The organism is Agrobacterium sp. 22-226-1 (assembly GCF_053522345.1).
Genome location: NZ_JBNWCP010000006.1, coordinates 1 through 23,958 on the forward strand (window position 1 = coordinate 1; position 23,958 = coordinate 23,958).

The 23,958-nt window shown below is 56.9% G+C and carries 23 protein-coding genes; 15 read left to right on the forward strand and 8 right to left on the reverse strand.

Annotated features, from left to right (window positions below; genetic code table 11):
- Positions 1-83 precede the first annotated feature (83 nt).
- A complete protein-coding gene (locus ACQZ5K_RS11910; RefSeq protein ID WP_448740462.1) occupies positions 84-263 on the reverse strand; it encodes a hypothetical protein in 180 nt (59 codons plus the stop codon).
- Positions 264-639: 376 nt separating this feature from the next.
- Positions 640-771 carry a hypothetical protein gene (locus ACQZ5K_RS11915; protein ID WP_272870585.1) on the reverse strand — a complete coding sequence of 44 codons (132 nt, stop codon included), beginning with the start codon at positions 769-771 and terminating at the stop codon, positions 640-642.
- A 361-nt stretch (positions 772-1,132) separates the two neighbouring features.
- Between ACQZ5K_RS11915 and ACQZ5K_RS11920 the strand changes: the two genes are divergently transcribed.
- The 3 genes from ACQZ5K_RS11920 (at position 1,133) to ACQZ5K_RS11930 (ending at position 3,630) form a co-directional block, all read left to right on the forward strand.
- The gene (locus ACQZ5K_RS11920; RefSeq protein ID WP_174057921.1) at positions 1,133-1,348 is read left to right on the forward strand and encodes a hypothetical protein; all 216 of its coding nucleotides are present in this window, start codon (positions 1,133-1,135) and stop codon (positions 1,346-1,348) included.
- Positions 1,335-2,630, forward strand: coding sequence for a deoxyguanosinetriphosphate triphosphohydrolase family protein (locus ACQZ5K_RS11925; RefSeq protein ID WP_174057922.1), 1,296 nt, complete (start codon positions 1,335-1,337; stop codon positions 2,628-2,630). The genes ACQZ5K_RS11920 and ACQZ5K_RS11925 overlap by 14 nt, the downstream gene beginning before the upstream one ends.
- 484 nt (positions 2,631-3,114) lie before the next feature.
- The gene (locus ACQZ5K_RS11930) at positions 3,115-3,630 is read left to right on the forward strand and encodes a disulfide bond formation protein B (protein WP_035264342.1); all 516 of its coding nucleotides are present in this window, start codon (positions 3,115-3,117) and stop codon (positions 3,628-3,630) included.
- Between the two features lie 30 nt (positions 3,631-3,660).
- Here the strand turns inward: ACQZ5K_RS11930 and ACQZ5K_RS11935 are convergent, their stop codons facing one another.
- Positions 3,661-4,218, reverse strand: coding sequence for an HNH endonuclease (locus ACQZ5K_RS11935; RefSeq protein ID WP_003585610.1), 558 nt, complete (start codon positions 4,216-4,218; stop codon positions 3,661-3,663).
- Positions 4,219-4,567: 349 nt separating this feature from the next.
- On the opposite strand from ACQZ5K_RS11935, the gene ACQZ5K_RS11940 reads away from it, so the two are divergent.
- From ACQZ5K_RS11940 to ACQZ5K_RS11960, 5 genes are all read left to right on the forward strand, one after another.
- Complete coding sequence (locus ACQZ5K_RS11940) at positions 4,568-4,867, forward strand: hypothetical protein (protein WP_174057923.1); 300 nt, start codon at positions 4,568-4,570, stop codon at positions 4,865-4,867.
- A gap of 146 nt (positions 4,868-5,013) precedes the next feature.
- Positions 5,014-5,619, forward strand: a complete 606-nt coding sequence (locus ACQZ5K_RS11945; protein ID WP_174057924.1) for a transglutaminase-like cysteine peptidase — start codon at positions 5,014-5,016, stop codon at positions 5,617-5,619.
- Between the two features lie 195 nt (positions 5,620-5,814).
- Positions 5,815-6,606, forward strand: a complete 792-nt coding sequence (locus ACQZ5K_RS11950; protein ID WP_080854411.1) for a metallophosphoesterase family protein — start codon at positions 5,815-5,817, stop codon at positions 6,604-6,606.
- A gap of 63 nt (positions 6,607-6,669) precedes the next feature.
- The gene (locus tag ACQZ5K_RS11955; RefSeq protein WP_020811775.1) at positions 6,670-6,924 is read left to right on the forward strand and encodes a BrnT family toxin; all 255 of its coding nucleotides are present in this window, start codon (positions 6,670-6,672) and stop codon (positions 6,922-6,924) included.
- Positions 6,915-7,238, forward strand: a complete 324-nt coding sequence (locus ACQZ5K_RS11960; RefSeq protein WP_142780597.1) for a BrnA antitoxin family protein — start codon at positions 6,915-6,917, stop codon at positions 7,236-7,238. Before ACQZ5K_RS11955 ends, ACQZ5K_RS11960 begins: the two co-directional genes overlap by 10 nt.
- 82 nt (positions 7,239-7,320) lie before the next feature.
- On the opposite strand, the gene ACQZ5K_RS11965 is transcribed toward ACQZ5K_RS11960, so the two are convergent.
- From ACQZ5K_RS11965 to ACQZ5K_RS11980, 4 genes are all read right to left on the reverse strand, one after another.
- Complete coding sequence (locus ACQZ5K_RS11965) at positions 7,321-8,547, reverse strand: glycosyltransferase family 4 protein (RefSeq protein WP_174057925.1); 1,227 nt, start codon at positions 8,545-8,547, stop codon at positions 7,321-7,323.
- Positions 8,544-9,881, reverse strand: coding sequence for a polysaccharide pyruvyl transferase family protein (locus ACQZ5K_RS11970; protein WP_174057926.1), 1,338 nt, complete (start codon positions 9,879-9,881; stop codon positions 8,544-8,546). Before ACQZ5K_RS11970 ends, ACQZ5K_RS11965 begins: the two co-directional genes overlap by 4 nt.
- On the reverse strand, positions 9,874-11,352 hold the full coding sequence (locus ACQZ5K_RS11975) for a lipopolysaccharide biosynthesis protein (RefSeq protein ID WP_174057927.1): 1,479 nt from the start codon (positions 11,350-11,352) through the stop codon (positions 9,874-9,876). Before ACQZ5K_RS11975 ends, ACQZ5K_RS11970 begins: the two co-directional genes overlap by 8 nt.
- 161 nt (positions 11,353-11,513) lie before the next feature.
- Positions 11,514-12,749 (reverse strand): glycosyltransferase family 4 protein, encoded by a 1,236-nt coding sequence (locus ACQZ5K_RS11980; RefSeq protein ID WP_174057928.1) that lies wholly within the window; start codon positions 12,747-12,749, stop codon positions 11,514-11,516.
- A gap of 496 nt (positions 12,750-13,245) precedes the next feature.
- Here ACQZ5K_RS11980 and ACQZ5K_RS11985 point away from each other — a divergent pair, with 496 nt between their 5' ends.
- The 7 genes from ACQZ5K_RS11985 (at position 13,246) to ACQZ5K_RS12015 (ending at position 22,824) form a co-directional block, all read left to right on the forward strand.
- Entirely contained in the window at positions 13,246-14,574 is a 1,329-nt protein-coding gene (locus tag ACQZ5K_RS11985; RefSeq protein WP_174057929.1) for a hypothetical protein, read from the forward strand.
- Between the two features lie 144 nt (positions 14,575-14,718).
- On the forward strand, positions 14,719-15,831 hold the full coding sequence (locus ACQZ5K_RS11990) for an acyltransferase family protein (RefSeq protein WP_174057930.1): 1,113 nt from the start codon (positions 14,719-14,721) through the stop codon (positions 15,829-15,831).
- Between the two features lie 181 nt (positions 15,832-16,012).
- The gene (locus tag ACQZ5K_RS11995; protein ID WP_174057931.1) at positions 16,013-16,864 is read left to right on the forward strand and encodes a hypothetical protein; all 852 of its coding nucleotides are present in this window, start codon (positions 16,013-16,015) and stop codon (positions 16,862-16,864) included.
- A gap of 130 nt (positions 16,865-16,994) precedes the next feature.
- A complete protein-coding gene (locus ACQZ5K_RS12000; RefSeq protein ID WP_174057932.1) occupies positions 16,995-19,253 on the forward strand; it encodes a polysaccharide biosynthesis tyrosine autokinase in 2,259 nt (752 codons plus the stop codon).
- The gene (locus ACQZ5K_RS12005) at positions 19,240-19,917 is read left to right on the forward strand and encodes a hypothetical protein (RefSeq protein ID WP_236775773.1); all 678 of its coding nucleotides are present in this window, start codon (positions 19,240-19,242) and stop codon (positions 19,915-19,917) included. The genes ACQZ5K_RS12000 and ACQZ5K_RS12005 overlap by 14 nt, the downstream gene beginning before the upstream one ends.
- Positions 19,918-19,996: 79 nt before the next feature.
- Positions 19,997-21,568 (forward strand): O-antigen ligase family protein, encoded by a 1,572-nt coding sequence (locus ACQZ5K_RS12010; protein WP_174057933.1) that lies wholly within the window; start codon positions 19,997-19,999, stop codon positions 21,566-21,568.
- Between the two features lie 56 nt (positions 21,569-21,624).
- Positions 21,625-22,824, forward strand: coding sequence for a glycosyltransferase family 4 protein (locus ACQZ5K_RS12015; protein WP_174057934.1), 1,200 nt, complete (start codon positions 21,625-21,627; stop codon positions 22,822-22,824).
- A 21-nt stretch (positions 22,825-22,845) separates the two neighbouring features.
- Here the strand turns inward: ACQZ5K_RS12015 and ACQZ5K_RS12020 are convergent, their stop codons facing one another.
- Positions 22,846-23,946 (reverse strand): glycosyltransferase family 4 protein, encoded by a 1,101-nt coding sequence (locus ACQZ5K_RS12020; protein WP_174057935.1) that lies wholly within the window; start codon positions 23,944-23,946, stop codon positions 22,846-22,848.
- Positions 23,947-23,958 lie beyond the last annotated feature (12 nt).

Consider the following 23,958-nt stretch of genomic DNA (forward strand, 5'->3'; position numbering starts at 1 on the left):
AAAGTAGGAACTTGACCACCACCACCGACCCGAAACATACCTAAGAGGCGGGTCAGTTCTCGGCGCAAATGCCGGGTCACTTCTCAGTGCAAATCAACATTCTCGGTGAACGGAAATTCGCATTTTCCGTCGAAATCCAGTCCTGCGCGAACGATAACCCCAGCTTTCAGCAGCCCGTAAGAGAGACCACCTGCGCCGCAGAACAAGTCAACTGCTTCAACCACCGCTGTCATCTGAAAAACATCACCAAATTTGTTAGACAAGCCTGATACCAATGGGAACTTATGAGCAATTCGCTCCGATTTGAAAAGTCCCAACGCACATTGTCACAACAGCCCTCGCGGGTCGACCACAATTTTCATACTCACGAACATAAAGACCCAATGCGGTTCACCGTAAAGTGAAACCCGCTGCATCACGCACCGAACCGGGTTGGACACTTTGTCAGAAAAGAAAATGAACCATCAATGATCTCGTATGTCCAAGAATTGTAGAAGCCGCTGATTTCGTTCAAAATCAGCGGCCCGGCTTGGGGTACCATTTCCTGAAAATCACACTGATTTTCTTAGGTTTTCCGGTCTGAAATGTCCAAGTAGTTCACACCACATAGAAAAGTTGGACACTTTGTTCTGCTTTTGGTCAATCGTCGCTGTCGTCTACGGCCTGATCCATAAGCTTGACGGCGCTCTTTGCGAGCATTTTTTGGTGCTCCACCTTGATGTAGCGGATAACCTCTTTCGAGGTGATCGCTATAATTTGGTGTTCGGTCACACCAGTATCGGCAAGCCGTGCAGCGTCAGTGTTATCAGGCCGTGAGCGCTGCAGTGCGTAAAGTCAGCTTCATCGCATTGTTTCCGAGACCAGTTGCCAAAATATGTAGCCGATTTAACTTACCTGAGGAAAAAACGTGCGTGATTTTTGGCTGAGGCACAGAAATACGAAGTGAATTGTTATAATCATTTTTGTGAGTTAGGATTTGCGTGCGTCGAAAAAGCGCGCAACCATTCTTCAATGTTCAGCGTTGCATAACCAAGAATGAAGCGGTAAGAAAATCGCATGTCGCAGGAATCCGTTAAGAGACGAGTAAGGGATGTTACTGCGTAATAGCAGGAGCAAAACAAGGGATACGTTCATGTCGGTAAAAAGCAGCGTATTTGACACATTGATGGAGATATTGGCCGCAAAACAGCCGATCTCTGCAGGTTCACTTATAAGTGCGATGGGGGTTGCTGGCTTCAACCCCACGGAATCGAGGAGAGCGATCCAACTTGCATTTGAGCGCGGTAGAATACGCCTTGATGAGCGCATGCGTGTCGTAATTGTAGAGACCCGCCTTGCCGCAGCCTGAATGGCGACTAGCAGAGCGTGCGGAACGTCAACACGACTTCTCTAAGCAAGACCAGCGCAATCAATTCGCCATAGATCGAGACAGAATACAATATTCGTCGTCGTTCCATAGACTCGCCGGAGTGACGCAGATAGTTCGCGCCGGCGAGGCAGACGTGTTTCACACGCGCCAACAGCATACCTACAAGGTAGCACAAATTGGACGGCGTTTGGCTGAAATCTGCCTCGACAAATACAAGGTAGAGAGTAGGTACCACGGACTTGATGTGGAGGCAGTGGAAGCGGCTTGCCTTGCGCACGATCTGGGCCATCCACCCTTTGGTCACGCAGGTGAATACGAATTAAATCGCCTCGTAGAAAACGCTGGCGATACGGACGGTTTTGAGGGGAATGCTCAGACCTTTCGAATTGTGACAGCTCTTGGCGTTCGGTTTACCGAAGTCCAAGGCTTGAATTTGACCCGCGCGACGTTGGCTGCTGTGTTGAAGTATCCGTGGCACAGAGATCGCGAGCACCCAAATAAAAGTAAAAAGTGGAGCGCGTACAGAGTCGATGCAGATGCGTTCGACTTTGCGCGAAAATATCATCCGGGGGACGAACAAACGTTGGAAGCGGCTCTAATGGATTGGGCCGACGATATCGCTTATTCTGTCCATGACTTGGAGGATTTCCATAGATGCAACGCAATTCCTTGGCGGCTCATCCTCGATGAAAAAGGGGAAGCCGTAAAAAAGTCTGCAAAACAGCGCTGGCATAATCCCCCGCATGACATTGATACTCTCCTAGACGATGCATACTCTAGGATAGCGGACATTATCGACTTGTTTCCTCCTGATCTCTTAGCTCCCTACGAAGGTTCGCGCGGGCAGCGCGTCAGTCTGCGAACCTTTACATCGGAGTTAATCGGTCGATTCATCAAAGAAACGACACTAGACTTCAAGAGCAGCGGCCTGAAGATTTCTCTCGGTGTGCAAGCCGAAGTTAGGCTTCTAAAGGAAATTACGAAGCACTACATTATTAGCAACCCAGCTCTGCTCGCTCAACAGCGAGGACAAAAGAAAATAATCGCAGACGTCTTCGGCGCACTGTGCAGTGAGTCTGAGAAAGGCCCCCCAGGATATTTGCCAACGAGGTTGAAATACATCTGGGACGTCAATGCAGGTAGGCTACCACGATATGCGGCCGACTGTATTTCTGGTTTAACGGAGCGAGAACTCATCAGTCTTCACGAGCGAATGTTCGGTGCGAATGCAGGGTCTGTACTCGATCCGATTGTCCGTTGATTTGACGATCTTCGCACTTTGCCTAAGACTAACTAATTCGTCTTCAAGTCATCTGCTGCGGATTGAGTGCACTCCCGCTACAACAACAACTATCAGAGCGGGCAGGCGTTGGACACTTTTGAAAAAGCGTAATGACCGCGTGGAAAACTATTATGAGGTCCAAAAACAAAACAAGTCGCTAATTTCGTTAAAAATCAGCGACCTGGCTTGGGGTATCATTTCCAAAAGCGCTTGATTTCTCTAGGCTTTATCCCGCACGCGCCAGTAAATTCTTCAATGGCCACACGCCGCTGACAAGCTCACGAAACTTTGCTTGCGCACCCCCTGAATATTACCAGGCTTTCATTTGCCAGATGCGGCGGACTCGATTAGACGAAGCCCGTTACACCCCGTGAGGACCGGCGACTTAATTTCGCCATCACGCCCGCCTTTTTGAAAGCCCGTCCGGGATATCTGCTTCTTCGCGAAGTTTGAGGAAAACAACATGGCCAATGCGACCACCGCCGACAATAGCCGCACGCTCGCCGCTCTCGGCGTCACGGCGGGAATGATCTTCACCGTCGGCTCCGCCCTCGGTTTCCAGCATATAGGCGGTTATACGCCCTGCGCGCTGTGCCTGTTGCAGCGCGATCCCTATTATTACGCCATTCCGCTGGGCATATTGGCCATTGCGACCAGCATCTTCAAATTGCCGGTCCAGATCACCCGGCTGCTGCTTGCCCTTATCGGCGTGGCGATGCTGATCGGTGCCGGGCTCGGCGTTTATCATGCCGGTGTAGAATGGGGCTTCTGGGAAGGGCCGATCACCTGCGCCACCGGGGCGCCTTCCATCACCACCAATGCCGGCGATCTGCTGGGCAATCTGAACGCCATCAAGGCGCCTTCCTGCAACGACGCCGCTTTGCGGGTGCTCGGCCTTTCCTTCGCGGGCTGGAATGTCATCGCAAGCGTTGCACTTGCGGCAGTCGCCTTTTTTGGCGCGAGCCGTAAAAGCCGGTAAGCGGAAAACCGCGTTGCAGTCCTCGAAAGATCAGGGCTGCAGTTCGGTATCCCAGTAAAGATAGTCCATCCAGCTTTCGTGCAGATAATTGGGCGGGAACAGCCGCCCGTTATTGTGCAGATCCTGAACCGTGGGCTGGAAGGGCTTCTGCGCCGGGAACATGCCCGCCTGCTTGGGAAGCTTGCTGCCTTTTTTAAGGTTGCAGGGAGAGCACGCCGCAACGACATTGTGCCAGGTGGTTTCACCGCCATGCGCGCGGGGAATCACATGGTCGAAGGTCAATTCGTCCCGCGTGCCGCAATACTGGCATTCGAACTTGTCCCGAAGGAAAACGTTGAAGCGGGTAAAGGCGGGATTGCGGGTGGGCTGCACATAGGTCTTGAGGCTGACGACGCTCGGCAGCCGCATGGAAAAGCTGGGGGACGACACCGCGTGATCATATTCTGCAATGATGTTCACACGGTCTAGAAAGACGGCCTTGATCGCGTCCTGCCAGGACCATAACGACAAGGGATAATAACTCAGTGGCCTGTAGTCTGCGTTCAGAACGAGCGCCGGCAGGGCCTGTGGTGAAACTGCAATCGTCAAGGGCTTCTCCTGAGCGATTCGGCATCTGCACTTGTATATTAGGTCCGTTGTTACAGGATTGTGAAGCCTATAAATGCAGCGGCGAAGAGCTTAATTTTTGAGCCGTAGAATGGCCTTTTTCGCATTCCTGACGATCGAACGGCACGGTGACACCTCCTGGCGTTGTGACACCGCTGGCTGATGCGGCAGGAAGGCGATTCGGGCCTTTGCCAAGCACAAATCCTTCTAACACCGGATGCACTATCGGTGATATGATTACCCCCGACGGACGACTGGAAAATCAATGCGCGCCGGGCATGGCAAATGTGCGGCGGCTACATTCATCATTTCCGTCAATGGAGGAACCTTCATGAGGTTGGGCAGGCAGCAAGCGGCAGCATTGCGGGGCGGCCTGGCGGCCGGCGTCCTGACCGCCCTCATCTGCCTCTCCGCAAGCGCCCATGCCCAGCAATATCAGAATTTCGAAGTAACGCCGGATGGCCGCGGCGGGGCGCAGGGAACGATTGGCGGGCGCAATTTCGAAGTTTACCGAAATTACGACCGGCCGCCGGCAAGCCGCGCCTCCCCCGAGACCCGGCGTGAACTCAGGCGGGCTGTCCCGCAGCAAACCTGTATTGTCGACACCGAGGGGCGAACCCGCTGCAGGTGAGCGCGAGCCCGGTTTTCCGGCTGTTTTCAGCGCGCTGTAACAAAATTAGATTTCGTTAAAATGCAATCTATCGACTTAAACGGCCCGCAAGAATGGGTCGCTATGGTGCCAGGCACAAGACAAGACAATTGTGCAGGGGCAAGGACATGGCGAAGAGAACAATCCGTCTGGCAAAGATTTTTGTCGTCGCTGCCGGCGTGGCGGCAAGTGTTGCGACAACGGCATCCGCCGTCCAGCTCGGTGGCCTTGCCCAGAAGCCCGGTGCCTCGCGGCCCGGCCAGTTCATGACCACGAGCCGTCCCACCATCGCACCCATTGCCTTTGCGAAATTCTGTGAAAGCGCCGCTGACCAGTGCCTCCGGATTGGCGACCGCGATACGGTGGAACTGAGCAAGCAGAAGCGCACGGAACTCCAGCGCATCAACGCCGAGATCAACACCTCGATAAGCTATATCGGGGAGCAAGACGGCGAAGACGACTGGAAACTGAACCCGGCAAGCGGCGACTGTGAAGATTTTGCGGTCACCAAGCGGCAACGTCTCCTGCGCGCCGGCTGGCCTTCAGGCGCCCTACGCATCGCCACAGCCCGCACGACGGATGGCATAGGACATGCCGTTCTGGTCGTCAGCACCAGCCAGGGCGATCTGGTGCTGGATAACCGCACCAATGTCGTCAAGCCATGGAAAGCGGTGGATCTGAAATGGATCAAGATTCAGTCGCACGAGGACCCGCGTGTCTGGCTGAAACTCTAGAACACGGTTTCAGGCTGAAGCCGCCCTTTCGGACGGCAAGCATTTCGGTTGCCGGTTTAAGGCAACGTATCTTTCGACCCTCAAAGCGGGTATTCTTTCCCCACAGAATCGACGCGTCAACGCAGCTTTGGCGGGTGATGCGACCGCCGCCTTCAACGCTCTTGACCTTGTGCGGGAGAGACAGTATCGGCAGCTATGCCCAAGGTGCTCAACTGGATTCGCGGTCGTAAACAACCAGCCTCCCGCGACGACCGGAGGCGGCGCAGAATTGACCTTGGCGACAAGCCGGCGTCCTTCCCGATCTATGCCATTGGCGACGTGCATGGCAGCCTCGACCTGCTGTTGCAGGCGGAGCGGAAAATCCTTGCCGATCTGGGGCCCGACCCTTCTCCCGCGCTGGTCGTTCTCCTCGGCGACTATGTCGATCGCGGGCGCGATTCCCGTGGCGTTCTCGAACATTTGCTCCAGCCGCCGCCCGCGCCGCTGCGCCGTATTGCGCTTTGCGGCAACCACGAGCAGCTCTTCCATGATTTTCTCGAAAATCCGCAGCAGAATATGCACTGGCTGGACTTCGGTGGCCGCCAGACGCTTTTATCCTACGGCGTCGATATCGACTATTTCCTGCAAAAGGGCCGCCTGAGACTGCAGCCATTCAGGGACGCCCTGCTCGGCGCAATTCCGCAGACCCACCGCCAGCTTTTATCCAGCCTGCCGATCTACGCCCGGATAGGACCGTATATTTTCGTGCATGCCGGCTTGAGACCGGGATTGCCGCTGGAGGCGCAAACGGATGAGGACATGCTCTGGATCAGGGAACCGTTCCTGTCACAAGGGGCCGGGCTGGACCTCGTCGTCATCCACGGCCACACGCCGGTAACCGAGCCGGAAACCGGCCCGCAACGGATCGGCATCGACACGGGTGCATTCACCACAGGCAGGCTCACCGTTCTCAGGCTTTCTGATGCGGGCTTGCACCTGATAGGCTAACCCAGGATTTTTTGTACTTACAAAAATCTTGCATATGTCGCCAATTTATTGTACGTACATAATATGAAAATCACTTATGACGAAACGAAACGGCTGACGAATATCGAGAAGCATGGCCTCGATTTTGCCGATCTGACGATTGAGTTCTTTGCAAGCTCTATCGTTCTTCCCGCCAAGGAAGACCGCTTTATGGCTATAGGTGAGTTTCAGGGTCGCATCATCATTGCGGTGGTGTTCAGCCCGCTAGGTTCGCAGGCCCTGTCCGTCATTTCCATGCGGCCAGCCAGCACCAAGGAAAGGAGGCTCTCATGCCCTTAAAATTTTCTTCGAAACGCCCGCTTACCAATAAGGAAGAAGCGGAGATTCAGAAAATGATAGCGTCCGATCCGGACGCCCCCGAAGCCACCGATAAAGAGATGGCGCAAGCCAAACCGTTCGGGGCGGTTTTCCCTGACCTTGCCAAGAGCATTGATCGGGAAATTGCGCGCCGTGGCAGGCCAAGGGCGGATGCACCGAAAACGCCGGTTACGATCCGTCTCGATCCTGATTTAGTGGAGCACTACAAAGCCATGGGCAAAGGCTGGCAGTCACGCATCAATAGCGACCTGAGAAAGCTATCAGGTCTTCCCTGACCACTCGAACGCCCAAAGCCACCCTGCCCGCGTTAGACCGCACGTCCAAGAGAAGGCTCGAAAGCGGCATCAAGGTCTGGTTTCAACCAGCCTGCCTGCCGCTCAGAATATCATCGAGGACCGCCATTTGCTGGCGATTCCATTCAACGGCGTCCTCAAACGCCCTGTTTCCCAGTTCCTGCCGCTGATCGCGGCTGGAGGCGAGCTGCAGGATCGCGTCGGCGAAAGCCCGATGGTCATTATCCTCCACAATGACCACGCCGCGCCGGTATCGTTCCGAAAGTCCCCGAACACCTGTCCGGGTGCTGATTGTCGGAACACCGGCAGCCAGGGCATCGAGCAATTTTATATTGATGCCTGTTCCGAGCGTGATGGGATTGATGGAGAGTGGCGCGCGCGCGAAGGCGTCCTTCAGATTATCCACGCGACCGAGCTTGAGAATGCCTTCCCCGTCTTCGATCTTGCCGCATATGCCGCCCGCCAGAACCAGACGAATATCCGGCCGGGCCGCCCTGACCAGCGGCATGACGTTCTGCACGAACCCCTTCAGGGAAATAATGTTGGCGTCGTTGCCGGAACCGAGGAACAAGAAGTCACTCGGCGTGAAGTCTTCCACTCTTCCACCGAGATCGAGAATATGACTGACGGTCGCAACAACCGGCGGCTCTGCCCCCAGCCGCTGCCTGAACGTCCGCTCCTCTTCCTCCTGAATGGCGACAACCACATCCGCACGGCGGAAAGCCTTGCTCTCCACGGCCGGCGGAACGGAGAACCAGTATCCATATTTGTTCGCGGTGTTGACGAAAGCCTTGTGTCGGTCGGCGAAGGAATCATGGGTATCGAGAATGCGCAGCACACCCTTCGGCAATCCCAGGAACGCCCGCGAATGAAAGGCATATTCGACGATGACAGCATCGAGACCAAGCCGGCGCTGAAGGTCCCGAACCTGCCGGCCGATTTCGGGATAATAGAACTCGTCGAGGTGATTATAAAAACCGCTGTCGTGACCGAGAAGGCGGTGGACCTTTCGAATCGCTCGAAACGCTATGACTTCAGCTTCGAAACCCAAATCCCCGATAAGCCGTGTTTTAAAACGATTCCGCTGCTGTGATACGAAATGCAGACGTCCGGAACCGAATTCCACTTCATGCACGACCGGATCGAAATCGGCGGCAATCGGCGTATCAACATAGACGAAATGCACCTCATGTCCCAGGCTGCGAACGGCACGTGTCAGCTGGAGAATCCGGCTGCGGTTACCCTCTGACGCAGGAACGGCGGGAATGGCTGAGACGAAAGCAACTTTCATGAGAACGATTGATTCTGTTTTGGAAAGGACTCGAAAATCTGAAAATTGTTTTTTGACAGGCTGAGAACATCAGGCAATTTCCGCTTGACCTGCTCGCGAAGGTCATCAGCATTCTCGACAAACTCCATCAAGGCATTCCTTATTCCGTCATCGCTATAGAAGGCGGAGGGAGCGAGCAGTTCCGACGAAGATAGGGCGAAATGCTGGTATAGTCCTTCGAATTTCCCCTGATAGGCGATACATATGACCGGAACGCCTTTACCCAGCCCTGCTATTGCGAGATGCATGCGCCCACTGACAATTCCATCCAGTTGCGCTGCAATGCCCTTGAGAACGGATGCGGACCACTTGCCGTTCAGATATCTAACCCTATCTGCCAGCGAATCAGGAACCTGCCCGGCAATCGCCTGAAGGCAAAATTGGTCACCGAAACCCTCCCGGTAATCATGCGGCATAAGAAGCCAGCAGACGGGTCGTGCATCCGCCACGAAGTGCAATGCCTCAGCTCCACGCTTGATGATGGTATCGACCTGGCTGCGGTCAGCATTTTTGAACAGCATGGGATGCAGGTTGAAGCCCATCACCCTGTATCCCTCGTCACGTTTCCGTTTGATCCAGGAGACGGTGTCTTGATCCGGTTCTGAGGCAACAAGGCTGAACGCCGAATCGGCAACCAGTACCGCGTTTGTCCTGGCGAAGGATTGCAGGCGGCTGAGGGAAACCGGATCGCGCACATTAATCGAAACGTCGGGATGCAGGGCGCTATAAAACATAGCCAGAGCGGGATGAGGCGCTTGATTGAAACTGAAACCGAGGATGACATTTTTTATCCCGGCAGCCGCAGCCAAATCAGCACTTGCCAGGAGTTTTGCGCTGACCAACGGATGGTAATATCCATCCATCACATCCGCTCCAACCACCACGACGCAATCGTATCGCCGCGCTTCAAAGTGATTTAGAAGTGCTTCGGAAAAATCAATTTCGCCAAAGAGATCAACGGGATTAAATCCCCTCTGGCGAACCAGGTCCGCGGCACCTGTTCCCTCGACCAGTATATCGACTTCGACATCAGGATTTCTTGCGCGAGCATGCTGAACTGTCGCGGTGATCATGGCATCATCACCGATAGAGCCAAAAACGGAATAGGGATCGCAGGCGACAATCAAAACCCGATTTATATGATCCCCACCGGGGAGTTTTTTTATACGTCGCTTTTGTTCCTGCAGCGCGTGAAAGAAGTGACGAATGGTAACATCCTGATTGCGGCGTTCATTGTACTTCACCCATTCACGATGCAGCGGTGCGGGAATGATTTTTTTTATGAGCTTACGCATTCACTTCCTTCCGTGGGAGTACCTTGCTCGTGACGAAAAGAAGGGCCGACCGCGCCTGCGTTCGGGCAACCAGCGCTATGAGCAAAAAATAAGTTAAGACGAAAACGGATCCGAGCAGTATTGCAGACATGAAATCGCCTAAACCCAGGGCAGCAATTTCAGGGCGCATCCATTGAACGATCACAAAGCAGAGACCGCTGGTGGCAAAACTCGGCAGAAGCAGAGACATTATTATTCGGAGCGACACGCCCAATTCGCGCGAAACATAAAAGAACGTAAAGGGCGTGGAAGCAAGCTGGCCAAATACGTAAACAATGACGAGTTCATCGATACCGCTTGTCGGTATGAAGACAATCATCAGAATTGTGGCAATCGATTTGACGGCGCCGGCAATCAATACCTTGTTCGGGCTGCCGCGTGCGGAGAGAAACGGGCCGTTTTGAAATTGTACACATTGTAAAGCACCGAGAAGCAGCAGGGGTCTCGCGATCTCATCTGCCCCTTGCCACTGCGCCCCAAACAAAACGCGGCAAATCTCCGGCGTCAGTGCCGCAAAAAGCACGAAGGCTGGTGTCGAGACAATTGCGGATATTGCGATCAACTGCTTGTAAAGTTCCGCCATGCGTTCACGCTCGTGCGAGACGCGCGAAAGCACCGTCAGCGACACGTCATAAAGTGCCGACTGAAGCAATTGCATGAGAAGTTGATAAAGGCGGCTGCCGACGGTGTAGAGACCGAAGAGCGCGACCCCGTAACGCCCCAGGATCATGAAATCGATCAGGCGCGTGGCCGCGAAATCGACAATGCGAAGGCCGAGCGCCGACGAACCGAAGCGAAGCAGTTCGACGAAGGTGCCGGGATTGAGAGTGGTGCCCGGCAGCCAGTGCGGCTTTCGCCAGAGCCAGATCAGCGTGACGAGGGTGGCGACATAGGTCTGCACGACGAGGCTCCAGACGCCCATGCCTATGATCGCGAAAACAATCGCCACGCCACCGCCGACGATGTTCGATATGAAGGTTCTGATTGCCAGCGGCTTGAAAGCCAGTGCGCGGCGATAATTCACCTCCTGAAACATCGATGCCGTGTTCAGCGGCAGCAATATGCAGATAGCCACGATGACCGGCGCCAGTCCTTCGACCTCGAACCAGCGTTCCAGTTCCGGAGAAAACACGCAGACGGCAATGGCCAGCAGCGTCGCGACGGCAACCGAGGCATAAAAGGGCAGATTGACATCGCCGGGTTCCAGGTTGCGTTTCTGCACGATCGCATCTGCGAATCCGAACTCCGACACCATCTGGATCAGCATCAGCACCAGCCCGGCGGTGGCGACCATGCCGTAGTCGGTAGGACTGAGGAAACGGGCCAGAACGATGAAGAGAATGGAGGTGAAAAGCTTGCCTCCCCAGTTCTGGACGATGGACCAGAACACGCCTTTCAGGGCAGCATTACCTATCGACGTAGCTTCGGGCATCAATTCACCACCCGTAAAGCCGGCCGCGTTGACGCAACATGCGCAGCGACCGCAAAACAGTCGACGCCCAGGCCGTGAAAGCGGAGGCTGCCCTTATTGCTTCCCACCATATGCTCTCTCCTTCGAAGAAAACCGCTGCAACGGACCGGGTCCGCTGCCGGTTAAGATGCACGCAGGGTTCGGCTTTGCCTGTAGCGCGTCAGGACGTCCTCATAGAGTTTCACATAATTTTCGCCGACCCGACGCGAGGTGGATTCCTCGACGATGTTTCCGAAATCCGCCTCCGTCGGTAATTCTTCGCGCGAGAGCGTCAGCACGCGGCGGATACGGGCGGCAAGGTCCGTGGCGTTGCCCGGTTCGAACAGCCAGTCATGGTTGGTCTCGCCGATCAGCTCCGGAATGCCGCCGGAGGCCGCGCCGATGACCGGCACGCCCATGGCATAAGCCTCGTAGATCGTGCGTGGCGAAGGCTCCGCCCAGAAGGAAGGAACGATGAGCACGTCGATCTCTTCGAGAAACTCCTTCGGTTTCGCCCAGCCGACGAATTCGATCGGCAGATCGCCGGCCTGAGCCGTGAAACGTTCGATCGAATCGTCCATCGCATGGCCGGCGACCAGACAGCGCCAGTTGCCGTGGCCGATTTCCTTGAAGGCATCGACCATGTTGCCGACGCCTTTTTCCGTATTGATACGGCCGATATAACCGAAGGTCAGCGGCCGGCCAGTGCGGTCGATCTGCCGGCGGGCGACGGGATCGCCCTCCGGAACCGTGCAGGAATAAAAGATGACGCGGCGCAGGCTTTCCGGAATGTGGTGGAAAAGCCCGTGATTGACATGCGTCTTGAGGATTTCCGTGCCGACGCTTGCGACAGCACCGATATAACGCTGGGTGAATTTCTTGGTGAAATTCACCGCCTGACAACCGAGATGGATGTGCTCGCAGGGCTTGCCGCCCTTGAACATGGCGGCGTTGCCGCACAGGAGATCATATTCGCAGATCGTGTGAACGATCGGAATGCCGCGCTTATTCGCCGCCCGCCACACCAGCGTCGTCACATCCAGCAGTGAGTGGGTGTTGAGAACGTCAGGTTTGAAATCGTCGAGAACGGCCTCGAACTGCTTTTCGACGTCGAAATTCCACTGCTGCTTGAGCTTCTGCATGCGCCGCTGCTGCGGCGAATATTGCGGCCAGTCCTCGAGCCAGAAATCGTTATTATGGAACATGCGGTAGACGGTGACGCCGTTGCGCATGGTTTTAGGTTCGGCCTGCCGCTCGATACAGGCGGCGCCAACCGTATGTCCCATGGAGACGAGTTCCTCGGCGAGATGTTCGACCGAGCGTTCGCATCCACCAACGATATGCGGCGGATAAAGGCTGCTAAGATGGAGAATTCTCATGCGGATACGCTCTGTTTTCCTTCATCGAAAATCTATGGCGTCCATCCCGGGCTCGTTCGTCTCCCTTCATTCCAAGAGACCAGTGAGACATCTGCAAAAATAAAAGAGCCGGAGCAGAACTAATGTTTGAAAATATGAATTACCAAAATCTACTTTTCAAAAAGCACGGGAATCGACGCTATTTCAAGTGATTTTTTTCGCGGCGCGGCAAAAGCCATGCGGTGTTGCGAAAAGAACCGGTCTCGTGTTACGGTTTAGCCACTTTAAAGTGCAGGCAATCGGGAGAAATCGGTTGCGTTGCAGCTTGCGACTATATTCCAGTTGATAATATCTATTTTATTTCAAACACATGGATTTCAGCGCGATTGTAGATGCCGAAAACTTCCAGGACATTCTGATCTCGACGTGTTGAGAGGCATCGTCGCCATTTAAACACGGTGACGTCCATGTGATGACATCTGGCTCATATTTTCTCCGGACACACCAGGAGGCGCAGATGAATGGAAAAACGCCGATCGCCATGGGCAGCCTGACACGGCGCAACCTGCTTTCAGCCGCGCCCCTTGCGTTGGTCGCCGCCTCCGGTTTGCAAGCCATTCCCGCACGGGCGCAGACGGTTGCTTCAGCCAGTACCGAAGCCTTTCTGGACAGTGTGGGGGTGTGCGGTCACTTCACCCGTCCCACGGGCATCTATCCCGAACAGTTCGAGCGGATCGTGCCGGAACTCGAAGCACTGGGCGTCCGGCATCTGCGCGATGATGGGCTCATCACCGCGAGAGACAGTCGCGACAGCCCCGTCTTTCGGCGGCTGCGCCGGATCGTGGCGGCGGGCGTTCGCCTCACCGTCATCTGTTACGACAATCTCAACCCTTACGTTTCCACGCCGCTCGACAGGCTGGCGGATTTCTACGACTGGTGCGACGCGGGTATCGATGTTTTCGAGGGCAGCAATGAACCGAACCTGACGAAGGATCCGCAAAATGCTCCGCGCATTTCGGCGGAGCATCAGGCAGCGCTGCACGACACCATCCGCTCGGTTCCGCGCCTGAGTGCGGTGCCCGTCGCGGCGCCAAGTTATGTCCTGTCGAACAGAGCGCTGGCGCTGGACCTGAAAAATGCCTGCGACTACGGCAATATCCACGCTTACGCCGGGATGGAGCATCCCGAAACGACCGGTCCGGGGGCACTCTCGAAATCCGTCGCCGCTTCGGCGCATATAGCGGCCGGCAGGCCGGTGCTCGCCACGGAAATGGGCTACCATACCTCGCTGCAAACCAAGACATTTCATTTCCCCGTCACCGAAGGCATCAAGGCGCGCTATATGCCGCGCACGCTGCTCTGGTGCTTCATCAGCGGTATCCGCCGGTCCTACATCTATGAAATGGTTTCAAGCTTCGCCGCCGATGAGACAAACCCGGAATCCTCCTTCGGCCTCCTGCGCCACGATCTGAGCCGCACCCCGGCCTACGAGGCCGTTCGCGCCCTTCTTTCCCTCTGCAGGGCAGAACGGCGAACCGGACCGGAGCAACGACAGCTCGATTTCCTCACCACCGATTCCCAAAGATTATCCCTTCACCTTACAAGAACGGACGGTGCTTTGCTCGTGCCTGTCTGGCTGGGAATTTCCGGCTGGCAATGGCCGGCCCGCATCGAAAACCCGCCCGCCGAACGGATTGCGACATTTTCGGTGGCCGGCCAGCATAGTCACGTTATCGCACACCGTTTCCGCGATGACGGCTCCGTGAGCCAGCAGACAATCACGCAGGAAAGCGGGCAATACCGGCTTTCGGTCAGCGACCAGCTTACGGTTCTGGAAGTTTTCTGAATGGCGCGCAGGAAATGCCGCATCGCAAAATTGTGTGTATCGCGCCTGTCCATTGCATGATAGCCTGCTTGAATACTGGACTTCCGCCCCGCAAAAGCGGCCGCAATATAATACTAAATATATCTTTATTTTTATAGATTGACGATGATGAAAAACTTTAAAGAAGCGCCCGCTGCCGGGGCGCAGCGTCTTGATGTTCTTCAGGTGATGCGCGCCGTCGCGGCAACCATGATTGTTGCGCTGCACGCAGACGTGAACTGGCAATTCACGCTTTTTCCACTGCATCTGCTGCGGCTGGGTGGCGGTGTCGACCTGTTTTTCGTCATTTCCGGCTTTGTCATCGTTTATGCATCCCGGCCCTATTTCGCAGCGACAGGCGGTCGTTCGGCGTTTCTGCTGCGCCGGTTTCTCCGCATCGTTCCGCTTTACTGGTTTGTGCTGACCCTGCGGCTTGCCATGGCCGCCAGCGTGACCCTTATCAGTGCAAAGGCCTTCCCGCCGTTACAGTCGATCCTCACCTCCTACCTGTTTATTCCCTATGACAGCATGGGTTATGGCGACGCCTATCCGTTTCCGCTGATCGATCTCGGCTGGACGCTGAATTACGAGATGTTCTTTTATATCGTTTTCGCAGCGTTCATCTTCCTTCCGCTGGAGCGCGCGGTATTCACGACAGCCGGCGTGCTGTTTGCCGCCGTCATGATCGGCTCCGCCTTCGATCTCGGCCTGCCGTTCAGCTTCTGGTTTCAGCCGATCATTCTCGAATTCGTCGCAGGTATGTTCATTGCAGTCCTCTTCCTCCGAGGCGTTCGCCTGCCGCCCCTGCTCGGGCTTGCAACGGCCCTGTGCGGCCTGGCGCTCTGGATGCTGACCGATCTGAGCAGGCTAGGATTCAAGTGCGATCCGGGCTGTTATTCCTTTTCGCGGCTGCTCGTTTTCGGCGGCGGCGCGATTTTGCTGATGGCAGCGGCAACCTTGACCAGAAACATCTCCCTGCCCCGTTTCGCACGGCCGCTGGCAAAACTCGGCGATTCATCCTATGCGCTTTACCTGCTGCACCCGTTTATTTTCCGGGGCTTCAAGATTGCGCTCGGCGGCGTCACCTTCCCGCCCGAGTGGAGCAACCTCGTTTATCTCGTCATCGTCTTCAGCACCGTCGCCATAGCCCACACCTTCCACATCCTTGTCGAAACGCCAGCCAATATCTGGCTGCGTGACCGGCTGATAACAGCGCCACGGAAAGTCGCCGTGTCATGAACAAACCGGAGAAAGGCAAGGGCGGCCGTTAACAATAGCTGAGGGTTTCTGCCGCAGGTTTATTTTAGCGCTTGATCCTTTGCTTGGGCTGTGCGATTTAAAAAGAAATTTTAGATGTTGGGTAACTTTGCCTGGCATTAGATGTATTTAAAGTCGTATTTTAAAAGATTTGGAGAGTTGGATGCCCCGCATTCGTAACGGCTCGATGCTCGTTGGTGCGATGTTTATTGCCAGCATGGGTCTCTTTTCCGCTGTCGCCAACGCACAGAACGTGGAAACCGCACCGCCGGCCGCACCGCAGCAGGCGCCCTCGGTTGAGAGCGCTGCAACAGGCGCACCCGTCAAGGCCGCCGATGAAACCACCGCTGCATTTCTGAGCCGCGTCAACACCACCAATCCGGACACGGTTTCGATTGCCGCAGCGGAACTGTTCAAGCAGTCTCCGACGCAGGGGACGATCAGAGATCTGGTCACCATCGCGTCCAGCACAGATGCGGCAACGGCCGACGTAACCGGAAAAGTGACGAGCGGATTTCCGATCATCGCCGTTTCCACCAGCGCGGCACAGTTCTCCGAACAGCTTTCCGGCCTCATCCTGAGTGACTCCGGCCAGCTGCCAACCATCGTCGCACTGGCCCAGAAGGTCGGCAACAAGGACTTCTCCGAAGTCGTCGGCGAAGGTCTGGCGCTTGCCCACGCCACCGCGATGAGGAACGGCAATACGATACTCGCAGCCGCCATCCAGTTGCAGACAAAGGGCGCCAACGTACCCGCCGATCTGCTGATCGCCTTTAGCGAAAATATCGAAGGAACGGCTGCCGGTCCGGCCGCCCCTGCGGCGGCAGCAGCAGCGGCCTCGCCGATCGGCGGCGCCGGTTCCTCGCCGGCAAGCGCCAACAGCATCGGCGGTTCGGGAACGGCAGGTGCCGCAGGCGGCACCGCACAGGCGGGTGGCGGAAGCCCGCCGGCTGGCCGTGGCAGATCGCTTTCAACCGGCAGCACCAGCACGACGACGAGCACAAGTCCCGTTTGAGTTTGGCTTTATCGCCTTTCCCGTGAGGAAGGCTGCCGCCAGTTCTGTGATGCAACCGTGACTTGGCGGGCCCTGCGCCCGCCGAAAAGAGCGAGGCTGACAGTTGTTACAAAGGCACGATCCCCTGACGATGGCTGACTACGATAAAAGCGGGCTGACGGCCGAATTTATCGATATCGACGCCGTTCTTGCGATGATCCGCCGGCAGTGGCGCATCGTGCTCGCCGCCGTCGCAGTCGCCGGGGCAATCGGCCTCGCCTTTGCCGCAACGGCCGTTCCGATCTATTCGGCGACGGCGACGCTGCTGATCGACCGCAACAACAGCCAGATTGTCGAACAGCTTTCGACGATCGGTGGCGTCATAGAGGATGAAGCTTCCATTCTCAGCCAGGTCGAGGTTCTGCAATCGGAAACCATCGGGCTTGCCGTTGTCGATAGTCTCAACCTCACGGAAAATCAGGAATTCAGGGCAACGCGCGCATCGCTTCTGAGCTCGATATTCGGCACCATCCGCTCGCTCGTCAATGTTTCGCAATGGTTCTCGCCAGCGAAGAAAAAAGAGGCGGTGGTTGACGATGGAACCCTGAAGAGATCGCTGTCGGACCGGCTGCTCAACGGCCTCAGCGTCAAGCGCATCGGCCGGACATATGCGCTGGAACTCACCTATAATTCGACATCGCCGGTTCTCGCCGCGCAGATCGTCAATGCCGTGGCCTCGGCCTATCTGGTGGACAAGCTGAATTCCAAATACGAGGCGACGCGGCGGGCCAGCGACTGGTTGTCCGACCGTATTGCCGAGTTGCGCCAGCGGGCGCTCGAAACCGATCTGGCCGTGCAGAAGTTTCGCGCCGAACATAATCTGATCTCGACCGGCAATGACGGCCTGCTCTCCGATCAGCAGCTGGCGGAATCCAACAGCGCGCTGATTTTGGCGCAGTCGGAAACGGCCAGGGCGCGGGCGCGGGTGCAACGCATCGAACATATTCTCGCCACCGACGATGTCGATGCGGTGGTTACCGATATTCTCGACAGCTCGGTCGCCAACGATCTGCGCAAAAAATATCTCGAAGCCTCCAAGACTGAGGCGGAAATTACCAGCAGGCTCAGCAGCAACCACATTCAGGCGGTGCGTCTGCGCAATGAAATGCAGGAATACCGACGGTTGATGTTCCAGGAAATCAGCCGCATCGCGCAAAGTTACAAAAGCGATCTGGAAGTCTCCGAAGCAAGGGAAAAATCGCTCGCCGAAAGTGTCGCCAAGGCGACCGACATCAGCAACTCCGCCAGCGAGACACAGGTTCAGCTGCGCGAACTACAGCGCGAGGCCGAAACCTACAAGAACATGTACCAGACCTTCCTGCAGCGATATCAGGAAGCGATGCAGCAGCAATCCTTCCCCGTAACGGAAGCGCGCGTGATTTCCAAGGCGATGCCGCCTGGAATTCCGAGCAAGCCGAACAAGCCCATCATTTTGGCCCTGTTCATGATCATGGGTGCCGCGGCGGGTGGCGGTATCGCCATGTTCCGCGAATTCCGCGACCGGTTTTTCCGCACCGGGGAACAGGTTCGTGACGTTCTCGGGCTGGAGTTCCTCGGCAATACCCCGCTCATCCAGAACAAGGCCGTAATAGAAGATCAGGAAGGCGGCCATCCGGCCCTGACGCGCCCCACCAGCGTCGCGCGCTACGCGGTCGACCATCCGCTCTCCTCCTTCGCCGAAACCCTGCGCAGCACCAGGCTTGCCATCGATCTCGGTATTCCCGCCAAAAGCGGAGCGCGGATTGTCGGTGTCGTCTCGGCCTTGCCGAGTGAAGGGAAATCCACGATTTCCATCAACCTGGCGCAGTTGCTTGCCGGGCAGGGTGCGCGGGTCCTGTTGCTGGATGCCGATATTCGCAATCCCGGCGCCACGCGCGCCATGGCGCGTCACGCGAGCGAGGGCCTGCTCGAAGTATTGTTGGAAGGCCGCAGCGTGCAGGATGTGCTGCTTCGTGACGAAAAGACACGACTCGCTTTCCTGCCCACGGTGGTCAAACAGCGTGTCCCTCACTCCTCCGAACTGCTGACCTCGGCGCAGATGCACAAGCTGCTGGCCGAAGCGAGCAATGCTTTCGACTATATCATCGTCGACCTGCCCCCGCTCGGGCCGGTGGTCGATGCCCGCGCCATGGCGGGGCGGATCGACGGTTTTATCTTCGTCACCGAATGGGGCAAAACCGCCCGCAGGGCAGTGCGGAACACGGTGGAGAATGAGGTTCATATCCGCAAGAAGTGTCTCGGCGTCGTCCTCAACAAGGTGGACACCGAAAAGCTGAAGCTTTACCGCGCCTATGGTTCGAGCGAATATTATCATTCGCGCTATACACGATATTACCATGACCAGGCGTGACGGCGTGATGCGCCTGCGGAAAATCCTCGCGGTCGTACCGGTCCTCGTCATTTCCATCTTTGTCCTGTCCGTCGCGGCGCAGGCCTTTTCGCAAAGCCGGCGGTTTTCCGATATTGTCGCATTGGCGCGGATCGCCGACGACAATAATGGCCTCGCGCCTGATCTCCTTGCGGAAACGGTCCCTGAACTTCAGCCCATCGTTACCGAAAAAATTTGCCGTTCGGATATCGTCAAAGCCGGACTGAGGCTCGTTCTGGCCGATCTCGATGCGAATGGCGTCGATCCGGCATCCGATTCCGGCGCGGCGCGTCTCGGTTTTGCCGAGACCTTTATTCGTCATTCGCTCTTTTGTTTCCCCGCAAATGGCGATGTCTGGCTGCGTCTTGCCATGGTTCGCTCGCTGCGCAACGCCTCGCCCATGGAAGTCGCCGTGCTGATGAACTTCTCCCAGCTCTATGGGCCTGCCGATGCCAATCTGATCCGTGGGCGTTTCGTGATTTGGCAGCAATTTCCGAAAAACACCTTGCCCGAGGCGGAGGCTGCCCGCGAGGCGGATACGGCCGTCGTCTGCGGCAGGCAGGGAGAAATCCTGCGATGGACGCTGGCGGAAGTCTGCCCAAAGCCACCGCCGGCAGACACAAAACGCCCCGCGCCGCTGTCATGATCTGAAACGATGAAACGGCTGAGCCTCGTCGATATTCGCGGCATAGCCACCACAAACAATTCCGACAAAGCCCAAAGATATGTCGCTCACCGAAGCCCGATCAGAACCGCTCTCCTCCTCGCAGCCCCCACTGGCGGCGGTTCGGGACTATGTCCGGCCGGTCGCAATAGTCGCATTCTGGGCAATATTTCTGCTGGCACTTCTCAATAGGGGCGCAACGGAAATCGAAAGTCGCATCGTCGTCACGGCCGGGATCTATCTCCTGCTGGTGCCAGCAATCCTCCTGTTCGGACCTCCGAAGGCCGGTGCGGGCAAGGTATTCGCGGCAGCCTGCCTTTTATTGGGAGCGCTCATCGTTCAGGTGCTGTTGCAGGCATCCTCCATGCCCGGCATCGCGCGCGCCAATCCGGCATGGTCCACCGCCGCCATGTTCATGCAGACTGCGCCAGCCGCCACAATCTCACTGACACCTGCGGATGACCGGCTCGGCCTCATGAGCGCGGCCCTGCCCTTCGGCGCCTTCATGACCGGCCTCGTACTTTTCGATAGCGACGAGCGTGCGGCAAAGACGCTGCGATGGTTCGCAATTGCCGGTGGCTGGCTCGCGCTGTTTTCCATCGTGCAATTCGTGCTTTTCCCCGAAGCTCTCGGCTTCATCCAGAAGCGTTTCTATCTCGGCAGCCTCACGGGCCTTTTTGTCAACCGCAATACTGCCGCGACCTTCTTCGGTCTCATCCTTCTCACGCTCGCCGCATTATTGCACAAAAGCCTCCTCGCTCCGGATTGGGCGAGAGTAAAGGCGCTCGTGGCAAATCGCCTCACCGTGCCGGCGGAGCAGAAACAACTAATCCGCAGGGCCGCTTTTCTCGGCGTCCTCGCGGGCTTTTGTTTCATCGCGTTGATGTTGACGGGATCCCGTGCGGGGATCGGCTCAAGCCTCGCGGCGCTGATTCTCCTGATCCTGCTGATTGTGTTCAACTCTCCCGCCAGAACCGGCCGCAATGGGGCCTCCAGCCGGCGCAGGCAGCGCGGGACAAGACGTCGTGCCGCGCTCCTGATCGCAATCGCCATCGCCCTCTTCGCGCTTTTCGCCAACCGGGTGGCGCTTCGCATGGAAACGCGTTTGGAAGACGATATGCGCTTCTGCTACATGCCGGGCATCGCCCGCGCCATCGCCGACAATTGGCCGCAAGGGTCGGGCCTTGCAAGCTTTACGGAAATCTACGCTCCCTATCATGTGGCGCGATGCGGGGTGGACGCCGTCGTCACCCATGCCCACAATGTCTACGCCGAAGGGCTACTGACACTCGGTGCGGCCTTCCCGTTTTACCTCGCTTTTTTTGTGCTCATCCAACTGGTGATTTTCATTCGCGGGGCACTGAAACGCAGAAATTATCGTTATGCCTCTCATCTCGGCCTTGCCGCGCTGCTGCTCGTCCTGCTGCATTCGACACTTGATTTTTCGTTGCAGATTCCGGGCTTTGCCATGGCCTATGCCGTTTTCCTCGCCCCGGTCGTCACGCTTTGCCTGAACCCGCCCGGAATGGAGCGGGAAGGCCGCAAACGGCGGAGACAATTTCCGGAAGACGCTGCAATGCCGGCGCCGGGCCATTCAGGCCAGACAGTACAAACGCCGCTTCGTCTGCAATAACGGATTTTACGAATGCAAAACAGGTTTCGTGATCTTAAAGGCGCAGGAATTTGAGCATGCGGATATTGCAGATAACCTCGCTGTTTTCTCCGGATCGGGTGGGCGGTGCGGAAATATTCGTGGAAGACCTTGCGCGTGGACTTGCCGATAAGGGGCACACGGTCGCAGTGGCCGCCATCTCGCGTGAAGAGCAGACAGCGCAACAACGCGATGGTTTCACCATTCATCGCCTCGGGCATACCACGCCGTTCTTTATCGGCGACTGGGGGCAACAACCGGAATGGAAGCGAAAATATTACAAAATCGCCGTGCAACTGGATCCGCGCCTCGTTCGCCGGCTTGCGCGTGTCATCGATGATTTCCGGCCGGACGTGGTCAATACCCATTCGCTATCGGAACTGACGCCGCTGATCTGGCCGATGATCCGCAGGCGCGGCGTTCCGCTGGTTCATTCGCTGCATGATTTCACGAGCATGTGCACCAATGGCTCCCTGTTTCATGACGGGCATATCTGCGATGGCAGCAGCAAAAAATGCCGTGCCTTTTCTTATCTCCACCGGCGTTGCCAATGCGCGGTCGATGCTGTCGTCGGCGTCGGTCGCGATATCGTCGAACGCCATGTGCGGGCCGGCTTTTTCACCCATGTTCCCGAAAACCGCCGCACGGCGATCTGGAACGCCATCTCACCGCCAGATTCGCCAGAACCGCACATTCCCCGCACGCCCGGCGAGCCGCTGGTTTTCGGCTATCTGGGCCGCATCGAAGCGGCGAAAGGGGCTGACTTGCTGATAGAAGCGTTGCGGCTTTTGCCACCGCAGGGCTGGCGGGCTGTCATGGCAGGCCGCGCGCCGGATGGTATCGAGACCTATCAGCAAAAGGCAGCCGGCCTGCCGGTCGAATTTCCGGGCTATGTGGAGGCCGATCGTTTCTTCGCCGGCATAGATTGCCTCATCGTACCGCCCCTATGGCCGGAGGCCTTCGGCCGCACCGTCGCTGAAGCCATTCTGCGCGGCGTACCCGTCATCGGCGCAAATCTTGCGGGTGTTGCCGAACAGATCGGCGCGGACAGGCCGGAACGCCTGTTCGCCCCGGGCAATGCCGCCGAACTGGCCGCGCGCATGGCAGAGGCGATGCGCAATCCCGCCATGCTTGCGGAAACACCTGAAACCCGGGAGAGAATTCGCCAAGGCGTTGAGCCTGAAGGGGTCGTCGCGGCCTATGAAAAGCTCTATGCGGATGTGTGCAAGACCGCATGACCGTGACGACAGCGTCCCTCCTCAGGCTGCGGCTCCTTGCTTGAAAAGCCGCGCGTAGCTCTCCGCCGCCTTCCGCCACGAATATAATTTGCGGTTTTCATAACCCGCCTGGCGGAGATTTTCTGCCAGTTCCGGATTGTCCAAAAGTCGCTCAAGCGTGTCGAGAAGGCTTTGAGCATCCGCTGGATCGAAAGTCAGGGCGCCTTCGCCGGCAATCTCCGGTGTTGCCGAACGATTGGAGCAGACGACCGGGCATCCCAGCTGCTGCGCTTCCAGCACCGGCAGGCAGAAGCCTTCATAGGTGGAGGGGACGCAAAGGCAGGCTGCGTGACGGTAAAGTTCGGCCAGTTGCCGGTCATCTATGCCGGAAAGCCGGATCAGCCGGGCCTTCAATTCCGGATCATCCAGCGCGCCGGCGATTTCCTCCGCCTCGTCGCGGCCAACATGCACGATGCGCAAATCCAGCCATTTTTTACCGAGTATGGCAAAGGCTTTGCCCAGGAGAGCGAAATTCTTATTGGACGTCGCGTTTCCGACCGCGAGTATGTAGCGTCCGGGAACAGGCGGCACCGTGTCGAAAGCCCCGGGATCGACATTCAGCGTGCTGTCGGAATGAATGGTAAGGCTCTTATCGGCAGCGGCGGGATAGAAACGTCCAAGATCCTTCCGCGTCGCTTCGGATACGCAGATGACCCGATCCGAACCGGCCATCATCAGCTTGAAGATGAAATCGGTCGTCAGGGTCGCCCGCCAGCCGATCTGTTCGGGAATGGTTTTGAAATAAAGATCATGAACAAGGGTGAGACGCCGTTTGCCGCCGAGGGGACTTCCGAAAGGATCGGCATTAAACAGCACATCGATACCGTGCCGGCGGCAGAGCGCGGGCAGCATCGCAGCCTGACGCACCACATCGAAAACCATGACGCGCGGCCGCGGAGTCTCGATGAGCTGCAACCGGCTGTCGCGCAGGTTTTCAGGCAGTTGCGCCCGCGTCCAGGGAGAACGCAGTACATAATCGTCACCCGTCTGTTCCAGCAACCGCTCCAGCAGGCTGAAGGTCACGCGGGCCACACCGGAGGCCTTGCCGCCATATTGGCTCGGCATGTTTACGAGAATGCGCATCCTGGCCCTTCC

Excerpts from the sequence above, each read along its gene's own strand:
- ACQZ5K_RS11955 (WP_020811775.1), top strand. The coding sequence starts at position 6,670 with ATGAAAATCACTTATGACGAAACGAAACGGCTGACGAATATCGAGAAG.
- ACQZ5K_RS11920 (WP_174057921.1), top strand. The coding sequence starts at position 1,133 with ATGTCGGTAAAAAGCAGCGTATTTGACACATTGATGGAGATATTGGCC.
- ACQZ5K_RS11970 (WP_174057926.1), bottom strand. The coding sequence starts at position 9,881 with ATGCGTAAGCTCATAAAAAAAATCATTCCCGCACCGCTGCATCGTGAA.
- ACQZ5K_RS11985 (WP_174057929.1), top strand. The coding sequence starts at position 13,246 with ATGAATGGAAAAACGCCGATCGCCATGGGCAGCCTGACACGGCGCAAC.
- ACQZ5K_RS11950 (WP_080854411.1), top strand. The coding sequence starts at position 5,815 with ATGCCCAAGGTGCTCAACTGGATTCGCGGTCGTAAACAACCAGCCTCC.
- ACQZ5K_RS11945 (WP_174057924.1), top strand. The coding sequence starts at position 5,014 with ATGGCGAAGAGAACAATCCGTCTGGCAAAGATTTTTGTCGTCGCTGCC.
- ACQZ5K_RS11980 (WP_174057928.1), bottom strand. The coding sequence starts at position 12,749 with ATGAGAATTCTCCATCTTAGCAGCCTTTATCCGCCGCATATCGTTGGT.
- ACQZ5K_RS12020 (WP_174057935.1), bottom strand. The coding sequence starts at position 23,946 with ATGCGCATTCTCGTAAACATGCCGAGCCAATATGGCGGCAAGGCCTCC.
- ACQZ5K_RS12000 (WP_174057932.1), top strand. The coding sequence starts at position 16,995 with ATGGCTGACTACGATAAAAGCGGGCTGACGGCCGAATTTATCGATATC.
- ACQZ5K_RS11990 (WP_174057930.1), top strand. The coding sequence starts at position 14,719 with ATGATGAAAAACTTTAAAGAAGCGCCCGCTGCCGGGGCGCAGCGTCTT.
- ACQZ5K_RS11975 (WP_174057927.1), bottom strand. The coding sequence starts at position 11,352 with ATGCCCGAAGCTACGTCGATAGGTAATGCTGCCCTGAAAGGCGTGTTC.
- ACQZ5K_RS11995 (WP_174057931.1), top strand. The coding sequence starts at position 16,013 with ATGCCCCGCATTCGTAACGGCTCGATGCTCGTTGGTGCGATGTTTATT.
- ACQZ5K_RS12015 (WP_174057934.1), top strand. The coding sequence starts at position 21,625 with ATGCGGATATTGCAGATAACCTCGCTGTTTTCTCCGGATCGGGTGGGC.
- ACQZ5K_RS11960 (WP_142780597.1), top strand. The coding sequence starts at position 6,915 with ATGCCCTTAAAATTTTCTTCGAAACGCCCGCTTACCAATAAGGAAGAA.
- ACQZ5K_RS12005 (WP_236775773.1), top strand. The coding sequence starts at position 19,240 with ATGACCAGGCGTGACGGCGTGATGCGCCTGCGGAAAATCCTCGCGGTC.
- ACQZ5K_RS11965 (WP_174057925.1), bottom strand. The coding sequence starts at position 8,547 with ATGAAAGTTGCTTTCGTCTCAGCCATTCCCGCCGTTCCTGCGTCAGAG.
- ACQZ5K_RS12010 (WP_174057933.1), top strand. The coding sequence starts at position 19,997 with ATGTCGCTCACCGAAGCCCGATCAGAACCGCTCTCCTCCTCGCAGCCC.
- ACQZ5K_RS11930 (WP_035264342.1), top strand. The coding sequence starts at position 3,115 with ATGGCCAATGCGACCACCGCCGACAATAGCCGCACGCTCGCCGCTCTC.
- ACQZ5K_RS11940 (WP_174057923.1), top strand. The coding sequence starts at position 4,568 with ATGAGGTTGGGCAGGCAGCAAGCGGCAGCATTGCGGGGCGGCCTGGCG.